Source organism: Scatolibacter rhodanostii (genome assembly GCF_900197595.1).
Lineage (GTDB): Bacteria > Bacillota > Clostridia > Oscillospirales > Acutalibacteraceae > Scatolibacter > Scatolibacter rhodanostii.
Window position 1 is genome coordinate 182,531 of record NZ_FZLO01000002.1, and the last position, 13,536, is coordinate 196,066.

The 13,536-nt window shown below is 42.9% G+C and carries 8 protein-coding genes and 1 CRISPR repeat array (1 of these 9 running past the window's edge); of the genes, 4 read left to right on the top strand and 4 right to left on the bottom strand.

Features of this window, described 5'->3' with window-relative positions:
• Window positions 1–31 precede the first annotated feature (31 nt).
• Entirely contained in the window at window positions 32–1,306 is a 1,275-nt protein-coding gene (locus CS931_RS05450; protein WP_099204765.1) for a competence/damage-inducible protein A, read from the top strand.
• On the opposite strand, the gene CS931_RS05455 is transcribed toward CS931_RS05450, so the two are convergent.
• From CS931_RS05455 to dinB, 3 genes are read right to left on the bottom strand one after another with little or no spacing between them, the layout of a single operon-like run.
• Window positions 1,296–2,045: a TIGR03915 family putative DNA repair protein gene (locus tag CS931_RS05455; RefSeq protein ID WP_099204766.1), complete on the bottom strand. Its 750-nt coding sequence runs from the start codon at window positions 2,043–2,045 to the stop codon at window positions 1,296–1,298. The genes CS931_RS05450 and CS931_RS05455 overlap by 11 nt on opposite strands.
• Entirely contained in the window at window positions 2,024–3,322 is a 1,299-nt protein-coding gene (locus tag CS931_RS05460; RefSeq protein WP_099204767.1) for a putative DNA modification/repair radical SAM protein, read from the bottom strand. The genes CS931_RS05455 and CS931_RS05460 overlap by 22 nt, the downstream gene beginning before the upstream one ends.
• A gap of 3 nt (window positions 3,323–3,325) precedes the next feature.
• Window positions 3,326–4,513: a DNA polymerase IV gene (gene dinB, locus CS931_RS05465; RefSeq protein ID WP_099204768.1), complete on the bottom strand. Its 1,188-nt coding sequence runs from the start codon at window positions 4,511–4,513 to the stop codon at window positions 3,326–3,328.
• A 193-nt stretch (window positions 4,514–4,706) separates the two neighbouring features.
• Between dinB and proC the strand changes: the two genes are divergently transcribed.
• Window positions 4,707–5,501, top strand: a complete 795-nt coding sequence (gene proC / locus CS931_RS05470; RefSeq protein ID WP_099204769.1) for a pyrroline-5-carboxylate reductase — start codon at window positions 4,707–4,709, stop codon at window positions 5,499–5,501.
• Window positions 5,502–5,590: 89 nt separating this feature from the next.
• On the opposite strand, the gene CS931_RS05475 is transcribed toward proC, so the two are convergent.
• Complete coding sequence (locus CS931_RS05475) at window positions 5,591–6,859, bottom strand: MFS transporter (protein ID WP_242964909.1); 1,269 nt, start codon at window positions 6,857–6,859, stop codon at window positions 5,591–5,593.
• A 134-nt stretch (window positions 6,860–6,993) separates the two neighbouring features.
• Here CS931_RS05475 and CS931_RS05480 point away from each other — a divergent pair, with 134 nt between their 5' ends.
• Both CS931_RS05480 and CS931_RS05485 read left to right on the top strand, forming a co-directional pair.
• A complete protein-coding gene (locus CS931_RS05480; protein WP_099204771.1) occupies window positions 6,994–7,500 on the top strand; it encodes a flavin reductase in 507 nt (168 codons plus the stop codon).
• Window positions 7,501–7,697: 197 nt separating this feature from the next.
• A complete protein-coding gene (locus tag CS931_RS05485; RefSeq protein ID WP_099204772.1) occupies window positions 7,698–8,771 on the top strand; it encodes a glycosyltransferase in 1,074 nt (357 codons plus the stop codon).
• Between the two features lie 118 nt (window positions 8,772–8,889).
• A CRISPR array of direct repeats spans window positions 8,890–13,536; the repeat unit is 32 nt; unit sequence ATTTCAATCCACACTCCCGTGTGGGGAGTGAC; it runs 1,638 nt beyond the window's last position.

Sequence of the window (13,536 nt, forward strand, 5' to 3'; positions counted from 1 at the left end):
AAACTTAAATAAATCTAAAGGATGTGTTTTTATGAATGCTGAAATTATTTCTGTCGGAACAGAGCTTCTGCTCGGACAAGTTATCAATACAGATACGGCTATTGTCGCTAGAGAGCTTTCCGCTTTAGGCATTAATCTTCACTTCTCATCTGTAGTGGGCGATAACCCTGAACGCTTGGATGAATCCATTCGCTCGGCACTCACTCGGTGTGAACTGCTGATTCTCACGGGGGGACTTGGCCCCACGCAAGACGACTTGACCAAAGAAACAGCTGCTCGTGCCGCAGGCAAAAAATTAGTTCTGCACGAAGAAAGCCTGCGTCGCATTGAAAACTATTTTAATGAACATACTGTTAGCGAAAATCAAATGAAACAGGCCATGCTTCCTGAAGGCTGCACTGTTTTCCAAAACAACAACGGCACTGCACCGGGTTGTGCTTTTTCTGACGACAAAGGCAGCACCATTATCATGTTGCCAGGCCCTCCCTCTGAACTTGAGCCTATGCTGCTTGATTCTGTCGTACCTTATCTGCAAAAAGAGCAAAATGCTGTTATTGTTTCTCACAACGTACACATTTTTGGCAAGGGCGAAGCCGTTGTCTCTCAAATTGTGAAAGATTTAATTGATGGCGGCAACCCAACTGTTGCCCCTTATGCCAAAGAAGGTGAATGTTATCTGCGTGTCACCGCTAAAGCCACCACTCCTGAAGAAGCTGACCTTCTTTGCCAACCTGCTATCCAAACCATTCGAGAGCGTTTGGGTGATTTCGTCTATGCTGACAATGCTGAATCACTGGAAGAACTTGTAGTCAAAGAACTTACCAGAGCCAATAGAAAAATAGCCACTGCAGAATCCTGCACAGGCGGATTGCTTGCCAAGCGAATCACTGATATTTCGGGCTCCTCTGCCGTATTTGAAATGGGCTGCGTGACCTATTCCAACGAAGTCAAAGAAAAACTGCTGGGTGTCCCCCATGAACTGCTTGCTAAGTATGGAGCAGTCAGCGAACAAGTTGCTAAAGCCATGGCAGAGGGAATTGTAAAAACCTCGGGCGCCGATATTGGCATTGGCATTACCGGCATTGCAGGGCCTGACGGCGGCACTGCCGAAAAGCCAGTCGGCCTTGTTTATATTGCGCTAAGTGACGGCAAAAACACGTGGGTCAGCCGTCGTAATCCTATTGGTCGCACTAAAACCCGTGAATGGCACCGGCACTGTTCAGCCTCACAGGCACTAGACATGGTTCGTCGCTACCTTGCCGATTTACCGGTTATCGTGCCAGACTATAAACCGCTCATGCCTTAAATTCAGTCATATTGGGCCAGTACCGTTTGGGCATATGGTTCATGCGGCAACGTTCATTGCGCCGTCCTTCAATCGCAATGGTTTCGTAGAAATGCTTCCATAAACGACGATAGCTTTCTTCTTCCTCATCAGGGTCGGGGAATGTGACATTGCCATATAGATATTCGGTTGTGCCGTCTCCTTTGTGCAAAAAAGCAATTTGGTGGTTTTTGTCGTAGATAACAAAGTTTTCATCAGGGAAACGGTCGCAGAAATGATAGGTAATCAGCGGTAAAATATTATTTTTAGGCGTGATTTCTGCGCCTAAAAACTCTCCAAACTCCGAGAATCGCAAGAATTCTAACGATAGATGTGCTTCATTCCCAACAAATTTCACGGCTTTGTCAATCGTATGCACAACATCATGCGTGGAGAGCTTTGTTACTTTAGCGCCCACTTGATAGCCAAGACGAAGAAATGCCAAAATTTTAGTTTCTTTATGCTCCATACAACTGAGAAAGGCACGCTTGACAATATCTTCCGCTTCTTGTGACATTTTCAGTGGAATCGACCGTTTTACCCGACCTGCACGCACATCATCTGTCTCAATATATTTGACAGGAAAAAGCGTTTCCTGCTGTTCATCATGCAAAATGATGTCAGCAGGATTTTCTTTTGCCAAAAAGCTTTCAAAGACACAACACAAAAAACCGTCATAGCTGCCGTCATATTGATAGACTATATTTGACCACTCAAGCATTTGACTTTATCCTCCCCTGTTGGCGCAAACAGCGACATTTGCTCCGGTGCCGCCAATTCACGCTCTGAGAATCCACGCTCACAAATCGCACCGGCAATGACAGCGGGGTTATCTGTGCGCAAAAGAGAAGCGCTTTTCCCGTTGCACGTGATGAAAAATCTAGCTCGTTTTAGAACAATGCCCAGCTTCTTCAATTCTTCAACATTGAGAATCGTATATCGCCTAGCTTGCACAATACGCAAGGCACTTTTCACGCCAATGCCCGGCACACGCAACAACATTTCATAAGGTGCACGATTCACTTCGACAGGAAACTGCTCCATATGATGAATCGCCCAGTTGCATTTAGGGTCTAACAAGGGGTTAAAGTTTGGGTTGTTATCATCTAAAATCTCGTCAGCCTTAAACTTATAAAATCGCAATAACCAGTCCGCTTGATAAAGTCTATGCTCACGCAAAAGCGGCGGAGGCGTGTCTAACGCTGGCAGATTTCTATCGTTAATGATAGGCATGTAGGCAGAAAAAAACACTCGTTTCAGTTCAAACTTTTGATATAGCCCCTCAGAGAGCTTCAAAATCTGTCGGTCGCTTTCATCAGAAGCACCAATAATCATTTGTGTAGATTGCCCGGCTGGTACAAATTTGGGTGCTGATTTATATTTCACCAGCTCCGTACTATTTTGTTGAATACCGCTCTTAATCTGTTTCATTGAGCCTAAAATGCGTTCTTTGCTCTTCTGTGGTGCCAATTTTTTTAGGCTGTCATTCGAGGGCAATTCAATGTTCACACTCATACGGTCCGCATAGAGTCCCAATTCATCTATCAGTCTTTGGTCTGCTCCCGGAATGGCCTTGGCATGGATATAACCATTAAAACGGTATTCATTGCGCAGTTTTTTAATCGTCTGAATCATCAGTTCACAGGTATAATCAGGATTGCGCACAATGGCGGAGCTTAAAAATAGCCCCTCAATATAATTGCGGCGATAAAACTGAATGGTTAGTTCACAAAGCTCATCAGGGGTAAAGGTTGTTCGCTGGCCATCATTGCTGTGACGGTTAACGCAATAAGAACAGTCATAGACACAGTCGTTGCTGAGAAGAACCTTCAAAAGAGAAATACACCGTCCATCTGCCGCAAAGCTATGGCAAATTCCGGCAGCAACAGTGTTGCCTATTTTTCCTTTTTCTCCCCCTCGGTCTACGCCGCTGGACGTGCAGGCCACATCATACTTTGCGGCATCCGTCAAAATCTCTAGCTTCTGAAACATATCCATTGCTTATCCCTCATCATCCTCTGGCTTTAAAACTGCCCTGTGTACAGAATCGTCCCCAAAACGCTCTCTGACCTTATCCATGGTCATTTCTAATCTTTCTCTTTTTTTATGCTTCTCTGTTTCACCAAATAGCGAAATTTGTTCTTCTTCTATTTCTGTCAGCTTACCTGCACGAATCCCCAGCAAACGCACTTGCCATCTTTTGTTCTCTTTTTTATATAACTTCCACGCCGTTTCATAAATACTTTGCGAATCACAAATAGAGGGCGAAACGCTGCATTGCCTTTGAAACTCTTCAAAATCTTTGCTGCGAACCGTGATTTGCACTTCGCCACAGCGCCTCTCATGTTTTCGCAATCGGCTGCTCACGCTTTCTGCCAAAGATAAAAGCGCTGTCTGAATGTCCTGCTCTTTACTGATATCTCTGGGCAAAGTGGTACTGTTGCCAATAGTCTTGACATCCTCTTCTGCATCAATTCTCTCTACTACAGAAGAATCCTCTCCATTTGCTGAAAGCCACAAAGATTCTCCCATTTTGCCAAGCTTCTTTTTCATCCAAACTCTGTCAGAACATGCAATATCCCCTATATTTTTTATTCCATATTGATTCAATATTTTCTTGGTATTTGCCCCCACAAAAAGCAAATTCTCTGTTGCCTGTGGCCAAACAAGCTGCCTATAATTTTCTTTACTAAATACGGTAACCGCATCTGGTTTCTTATAATCACTGCCCAGTTTAGCAAAAGTCTTGGTAAATGAGACACCAATCGACACTGTCAAACCCAACTCCGCTTTCACTCTCTCCCGAATTTCTTCTGCTATCTGCAGACTGTCACCAAAAAGCCGGCCGCTACCACCCACATCTAACCAGCATTCGTCTAAGCCAAAGCTTTCTACACGGTCAGTATAGTTGCTATAAATTTCTTTTGCTTTTTGTGAATAATGCTGATACCGTTCAAAATGAGGCGAAATCAGTGCCAAGTTCGGACATTTTTTCTGTGCTTGCCAAATTGTCTCTGCGGTCTTTACCCCTGCTTTTTTTGCAAGCATATTCTTGGCAAGAATAATACCATGGCGGTTTTTCTTGTCACCGGCCACTGCCATCGGTACATTGCGATATTCTGGCGCATATAGACATTCTACCGACGCATAAAAATTATTCATATCAATATGCAAAATCGGATTCTCCATAATTAGCCCTCTTAAACATTTGTTTGTTTTATTTTATCAAACTTATGTACGGTTTGTCAACTCTTTTTCTACTTTTTGGTTTTACAATTTTTTCTTTTTTTGCTGTCATCCCGCTAAAAAGAAAATCATTTTTCTTGACTTCTTTTTCATTTGGTTCTACAATTTAAAGTAATTATTCAAATGAGGTGACAACATGAAACTTGGATTCATCGGTTGCGGAAATATGGCAAGTGCCATTGTTGGCGGCATTTTAAACAGTAACCTATGTGCTCCGGCTGATATTACGGCGTCAGATGTGAATGCCGCTGCCAGAGATCAGATAAAAGAAAAATATGGCATTCAAGAAACGTCTGATAATAAAGAAGTTGTTTCAGCTTCTGAAATTATCTTCTTGGCTATTAAACCGCAATTTACAGCAAATGTTCTTTCAGAAATTGCTCCTTTTCTTACCTCCAACCATCTTTTAATATCCATTGTTGCCGGCAAAGGATTAGATTTTATTGGTGCTTTGGTGGGCAATAATATTCCCGTTATCCGCACGATGCCTAATACCCCTGCTCTCGTGGGTGAAGCTATGACGGCTCTTTCTCCCAATGAGAATGTCACTCCTGAAATGCTCGAAACTGCACAAAAAATTATTAGCAGCTTTGGCAAATCAGAAGTTATTCCTGAACATCTCATGCCCGCTGTGGTCGGTGTCAGCGGCAGTTCTCCCGCTTATATTTTTATGCTCATCGAAGCTATGGCTGACTCTGCCGTTGCAGAAGGTATGCCCCGCAGCCAAGCCTATACTTTTGCAGCACAATCTGTTTTAGGCAGCGCTAAAATGGTACTGGAAAGCGGTATACACCCTGCTGCCTTGAAAGATATGGTCTGTTCCCCCGCCGGTACCACCATTGAAGCCGTCAAAACGCTGGAAGAAACAGGTATGAGAAGCAGTATTATGAAAGCAGTTCATATAAGCGCTGAAAAATCCAGAAACCTATAAAACACATTACTTACTTTTTGACAAACAAAAAGGGAACAGAAAATAAATTCCGTTCCCTTTTTCTATACTCAAATGAAGATGGTTCCTTTTTATGGTTCAACTTGTATTTCAGGCTCTGGTTCTTTGCTGCGGCTGACCACAAAAATGGCAAGGACGAACATCAAAATACCAAAAGCAAAAGGTAAGCGACGGTCTATGCCCGATAATAGACCCGTTAAATAACCAAACGGTGCAGAAAAAGCAATCATTAGCGTTGTCATCAAGGCCATAATTCTAGCTCTTTCTCCCTCGTCAACATTTAAAATCAACATAGACTCTTTTCTGGGATATACCAGCGCATTGGCAACAGCATCCATAAAAATATAGACAACAATGGTTATAATCTGCCCTTTTGGCGAAACAATTAAAACCGATTGTGCTACAATATAAATGACAAGGCCAATAATCAAAGGTCTTTTAATTTTTGTAATTTTATGCTGAAGTCCAAACATAAAGGCAATCATCACAATGGCCTTTATAATGGGAAAGAATGCCAAATATTCCTTTTTTACATCTAGCGTTTCTCCGACGTATAAGCCAAAAAAATTATTGCTGATCATGGCTGTGATATACGTAAAAATCATCAAGGCCAGTGTTTGAATGGTAGCCTTATTCTTTAAAAGATTTGGAATCACCGTCTTATATTGAAGCAGCATTTTCCCAACCGATACACCCTTCGTCTCTTGTCTGCGAATCTTGCCTTGTCTAGTCTCTGTTGTGTGTCTCCACGTGATAATATCTTTCACAATCATACTAACCGCAAAGATAAAATACAACACGCGTACAACAGGAACAAGGCTGAATTTTGCCACCAGTACGCCTGAAATAGGTGCAAAAAACACCGCCATCAAACCGGCAATACTGACCCACGTATAAATGTTAACTGTGTGTCTTTTATCACTGTCTTCCATCAGCAAACATACCCAAGCAGTTTGATTAATCTGTTCAAAACTGTTCATTAATACTGCTGCTAAAAAGAACCAAAAATTCTGCGAAAAAGCCCAGATAAGGCAAGCTAGTGTCCAACCGAAAAAATCACCCATAATGGTTGTGTTTTTTCGACCAAGCTTGTCGGTAATAATCCCGCCCATCAGAGAAAAGAACAGTTGCACCACCATAGAAATCGATAAAATCAATCCAATTTGAACATCTGTAACTCCTAATGAATACATATATAGCGTCGTAAAAGGAGCAATCAGATTAAAAGGGATTCCCCAAAATGGTTCTACCAAAATAGCTATTTTAGGGTTTCCTTTCAGATGAATCAACATATCAATCAGCGGATGCTGCTTTACTTTTTTTATTATATTTCCACTCATACTCATCCCCCTTTAAACATACCAGATTATTATACCTGATTTACCCTTATTAGCAAAGAGATATTTTGACTAATTAAATCATATAAAACTGTAAGAATACAACAACACAACAAAAATATTAATGGAGGTTTATTATGTCATTTCGTAAGTCAAATGCTGAACAGCTACTTGTTAACCCATTTACCCTCATCAACAAAGATTGGATGCTTGTGGCAGCCGGCAACAAACAGTCACATAATGCCATGACAGCCAGTTGGGGAGCTTTGGGAGAAATTTGGAATTATTACACCAGCACCATTTATGTACGCCCTGAACGCTACACATTGGAATTTTTAGACCGTGAAGAATATTATTCACTCTGTTTCTTTGACGAAACTCACCGAAAGACACTAGGCTTTTACGGTTCGCACAGTGGCCGTGACTGCGACAAAGACAAAGAGACAGGGCTTACACCTGTTTTTGACCAAAAAGCACCTTACTATGAAGAAGCAAAGTTAGTACTTATCTGCCGCAAATTGTATACGCAGTCGTTTGAAGAAAAAGCCTTTATTAATGCGGATCTCTATACAAAAAATTATAGTAAAGACGGACTCCATCGCATGTTTATCGGTGAAATCTGCGAAATATTAGTAAAAGAATAAAATAATTAATGTAAGCCTTGTGATTTCTTTTAACATGAAATCACAAGGCTTTTTTTATTGATATCTATTGCTAACCTACTAGAGTATCATTATTTTTCTTTATTTTTTTAAAATTTATACACCTTTGTAAACCTGTCCGCATAGACTGGTAAAAATAGTGTTTTTAAATTTCCACCTTAGTTAATAAAGGAGAATCTATGATGACTATCAGCGTATGTATGATTGTTAAGAACGAAGAAGATGTTCTGGCAAGATGCCTTACCTGTGCCTCAAAATTTGCTGACGAAATTGTGATTGTTGACACTGGAAGCGATGACAGTAGTAAAGAAATTGCAAAACAGTTCACTGACAAAGTGTATGATTTTGAATGGATTGAAGATTTTTCTGCTGCCAGAAATTATTCATTTTCTCAGGCTACCCAAGATTTTTGTATGTGGTTGGACGCCGATGATATCATTGAAGACAGTGAAATCGAAAAAATCATTGCTTTAAAAGAGACTTTGCCCACAGACGTTAATGTTGTCTACATGAAATACAATACTGGCTTTGATGAAAAAGGAAATGTTTCTTTTTCTTTTTATCGTGAGCGTTTAATTCGCCGCTCGTGCGGTATGATTTGGCGAGGCGCCGTACATGAAGCTATCAGCAGTATTGGAAAAAGATTGTATACAGAAATTGCCATCAGCCATCGTAAACTAAAGAGCAGAGACAATACGCGCAATTTGAGAATTTATGAAAGTGAAATTTCTAAAGGCCATCCCCTTTGTGCTAGAGATAAATTCTATTATGCCAGAGAGCTTACTTATCACAATCGATATAAAGAAGCTACCCAAGTGTTGGAGGAAGTGTTAGACGACCCCACTGCATGGATTGAGAATCAAATTGAAGCTTGCCGTAGCCTTTATATCAGCTATCTTAAATTAAATAACCGCAAAAAGGCTCTTTATTCTCTCTTGAACAGTTTTGAATTCGATCGTCCCCGTGCCGAAATTTGTTGCGACCTAGGTTCATACTTCATAGAAGAAAAAAAATATGATACTGCTGTATTTTGGTATGAAACAGCCTTATCTTGCGAACGAAATGATCAATCTGGCGCTTTTATTCTGCCAGACTGCTATGATTTTCAACCCCATCTGCAACTATGTGTCTGCTACTACCGACTAAACAACATCGAAAAATCCATTTACCATAATGAGCAAGCTGGCAAGTTAAAACCAGAAAGCCAATCTTATTTGCATAACAAAGCCTTCTTTGATTCTCTAAAACACTAAAATAAGAAATTTATTTTCGCTACTTATGGTGTTTTCCTTATTATTAATCCGCAAAAGACATTTTTATTTTCTTTCACTGGTGTATACGAAAGAGTAAGAATGTCTTTTATTATTGTCAATTCTAATCCACGCTCCCGCGTGGGGAGTGACGGCGTACAGATAATTTTTTGGTATCTGCGCATTATTGTTTCAATCCACACTCCCGCGTGGGGAGTGACATTGCGTGTTACAGCGTTTTGGTTTAATGCGCAAAATATTTCAATCCACACTCCCGCGTGGGGAGTGACATGATTGTTAGGTCGGCACGTTGCAGGACGTTCGAATTTCAATCCACACTCCCGCGTGGGGAGTGACGCAACGCACTGTAAGCGCCGTCTTTTGTTTTTAGCATTTCAATCCACACTCCCGTGTGGGGAGTGACCTGTACTTCCGTTGTAAAAAACACCTTTTCTATATTTCAATCCACACTCCCGTGTGGGGAGTGACGCACATTTTGACGACATTTTCCATGAGTAGTCAATTTCAATCCACACTCCCGTGTGGGGAGTGACTAAAATCGCCTATGATTGGGATGATTCCATTGTATTTCAATCCACACTCCCGTGTGGGGAGTGACTTATAAACATAGTAATTATTAAGTCTGTTGCGTTATTTCAATCCACACTCCCGTGTGGGGAGTGACTTTGGGAAGATTTCAACGCTGCTTCGGTTCGATTATTTCAATCCACACTCCCGTGTGGGGAGTGACTCTTACTTTTGTAAGATAATAGTTATTTAAAGGGGATTTCAATCCACACTCCCGTGTGGGGAGTGACGTTGTTTGTGATTTGTTTGATTGAGTCAATTTCAATTTCAATCCACACTCCCGTGTGGGGAGTGACGTTTATTTCTCCTTTGTGTCGGTGATAACATCATCATTTCAATCCACACTCCCGTGTGGGGAGTGACCTTCGGTTCGATTGAAACAGCAGGAATCCATATTATTTCAATCCACACTCCCGTGTGGGGAGTGACCGATTACATCTTCTTTATGTGCTACACAGGGCTTAATTTCAATCCACACTCCCGTGTGGGGAGTGACAAGTTGGCCAAGCAACGCACGCAGAAAGTTTTTGATTTCAATCCACACTCCCGTGTGGGGAGTGACCAGTTACCCACGCAGACGGCCATACCAGTATTAACATTTCAATCCACACTCCCGTGTGGGGAGTGACGGCGAGGGGTACAACCCTTACAGACGATAAAGGAGATTTCAATCCACACTCCCGTGTGGGGAGTGACCACTAAAGCTACTTACAGTTGATATTGTCTTATTATTTCAATCCACACTCCCGTGTGGGGAGTGACGGTTAAATATCCGCCATGTTTGCGGATTGTAGGTATTTCAATCCACACTCCCGTGTGGGGAGTGACCAAAATGTGCCTATAGGAATACCTATTACAAATATTTCAATCCACACTCCCGTGTGGGGAGTGACACAATGGTTTTCCTTATGAAACTACACCAAACAGATTTCAATCCACACTCCCGTGTGGGGAGTGACCTTACAGCGAGCCAGTTCCCACCTATTCAGGCAACAATTTCAATCCACACTCCCGTGTGGGGAGTGACATTTTATTGATGTGGTGGCATGGAGGAACACAGCTATTTCAATCCACACTCCCGTGTGGGGAGTGACTTATACAGTGTATTAATAGAAGATAATTTTCCTATTTCAATCCACACTCCCGTGTGGGGAGTGACCAATTAGCGTATTTACTGTAAGTTCTTCTTCAATATTTCAATCCACACTCCCGTGTGGGGAGTGACCATTAATTCAGACAGCCTTTGTGAAAATGACATAAATTTCAATCCACACTCCCGTGTGGGGAGTGACAAAATCGCCCTTGGGTAGCTGCAGCACCGTCTAAATTTCAATCCACACTCCCGTGTGGGGAGTGACGCTCCTATGACAGACAGCGAGGAGGGCAATTCTTTATTTCAATCCACACTCCCGTGTGGGGAGTGACATCAAGCCGTCAGCCGTTTTCCAAAGGCCTAGAATATTTCAATCCACACTCCCGTGTGGGGAGTGACCGGGTGGAGAAATTGCTGATATTAAGGCACAAATTATTTCAATCCACACTCCCGTGTGGGGAGTGACGTTTATCACCTATTGATTACAACGGGTTTCCTTATATTTCAATCCACACTCCCGTGTGGGGAGTGACTGCCATTACCTTAATCTCCTTTTCAAGTAATAAATATTTCAATCCACACTCCCGTGTGGGGAGTGACTTTTAATTCCGATTCTTGCTTCTTCAGTTTCACAATTTCAATCCACACTCCCGTGTGGGGAGTGACAGCCTAAACCAAGTAAGAAGCCTCCTAAAGGCAATATTTCAATCCACACTCCCGTGTGGGGAGTGACCACACAAAGAATTATGCTTGACGAGTTTCAAAGCATTTCAATCCACACTCCCGTGTGGGGAGTGACTTTTCAAAACAACCAAGCGTATTTAGTTTGGTATATTTCAATCCACACTCCCGTGTGGGGAGTGACTTTTGATTCTGCTTTGACGTATGCAGAGCAGATATTTCAATCCACACTCCCGTGTGGGGAGTGACCCACCCTCAATATGTGTTTTTATTAGTCTTCCGGATTTCAATCCACACTCCCGTGTGGGGAGTGACACAAAATGTTCCTATTGGTGTGCAAATTAATAATATTTCAATCCACACTCCCGTGTGGGGAGTGACCCTACTTCTTGTATCGCTTTAGCAAGCCAAAAAATTTCAATCCACACTCCCGTGTGGGGAGTGACAACATATCGGTTAATGGGTCGATGCAAAATGTCAATTTCAATCCACACTCCCGTGTGGGGAGTGACTTCAGATAGAAATTACGATAAAACAACAAAAGGTAATTTCAATCCACACTCCCGTGTGGGGAGTGACACATAATGCAAACATATTTTCATAGCATGTCTTTATTTCAATCCACACTCCCGTGTGGGGAGTGACTATTTTGAGCGTGGTTGCTTTAGATTCAAAGATTTATTTCAATCCACACTCCCGTGTGGGGAGTGACCCAAGAGATGGATTCAACGGCGGCGTCTTCAAATATTTCAATCCACACTCCCGTGTGGGGAGTGACCCGAAATTTACGCAGGAGCAAAACTAGAGCTTACTCATTTCAATCCACACTCCCGTGTGGGGAGTGACCAGCCTTTCTAACTCTAAATCCATTGCAGGAGGATATTTCAATCCACACTCCCGTGTGGGGAGTGACTGCTAGTGGCTAGGTTTGCTTTTAAAGCCAGCAAATTTCAATCCACACTCCCGTGTGGGGAGTGACAGCGGGTGTTTTAAAATCTGTTAGCGGTAAAACTATTTCAATCCACACTCCCGTGTGGGGAGTGACCCGAGAGAAACACGTCAGAAAAAAATTGGTACTATTTCAATCCACACTCCCGTGTGGGGAGTGACTTTGTCAGGCGTGCCGTTGTCGCCTTTTACGGCCGATTTCAATCCACACTCCCGTGTGGGGAGTGACCTTGGCAGAGAAAACATTACTTTTATGTCATTTAATTTCAATCCACACTCCCGTGTGGGGAGTGACTCAGAGCCCTGTTGTTGGCAGGATTTTTGGGAACCATTTCAATCCACACTCCCGTGTGGGGAGTGACCCGGCAAGCCAAGCAATAACACGGGCTTCAATCGCCATTTCAATCCACACTCCCGTGTGGGGAGTGACCTTGAGGACACCAGCGACACACTGATGTCTTTTTTATTTCAATCCACACTCCCGTGTGGGGAGTGACGCGTATCAGCCGAAAAAATAGATACCCATTTAACGATTTCAATCCACACTCCCGTGTGGGGAGTGACGTCTTGCCTAAATCCTGCCTGATTTCCAGTACCCGACATTTCAATCCACACTCCCGTGTGGGGAGTGACTAGAGCTGATAAAATTGTTGCTGCTGTTACTGACAATTTCAATCCACACTCCCGTGTGGGGAGTGACATAGTTGTCATCCATAACAATTGCAGTTTCTAACTATTTCAATCCACACTCCCGTGTGGGGAGTGACTTGCCTTGCTCCAGTGTGATTCTTTGGATAGTTTATTTCAATCCACACTCCCGTGTGGGGAGTGACTTACCATTGCCAACCCTATTTTGCTTGAGTTGAATTTCAATCCACACTCCCGTGTGGGGAGTGACGTTTTCGGGGACGGCACGGCAGAAGCCTTGCTGACATTTCAATCCACACTCCCGTGTGGGGAGTGACCGCACCGCTGACGTTTCGAAACTAGACAAATACATTTCAATCCACACTCCCGTGTGGGGAGTGACCCCATGCTGATTTCATCATAGCAGCACTGCCTTATTTCAATCCACACTCCCGTGTGGGGAGTGACATCTTCGATACACCGCCAGCGTTCGTTACAAATATTTCAATCCACACTCCCGTGTGGGGAGTGACTGGGCACTGTGGAGAGCCTATGACAGGAGATGGAGATTTCAATCCACACTCCCGTGTGGGGAGTGACCTGTCCCACAGGGCAAGGCTTTTGTCACGCCTGATATTTCAATCCACACTCCCGTGTGGGGAGTGACACCGAATGACAGTGCAGAGTTGAAATGGAATCCATTTCAATCCACACTCCCGTGTGGGGAGTGACTACATGAGCTGGGCGTGATGACCTCTGCCCGAGTATTTCAATCCACACTCCCGTGTGGGGAGTGACGGTTTATAACTTTATAGGTTATACAGGCACAAA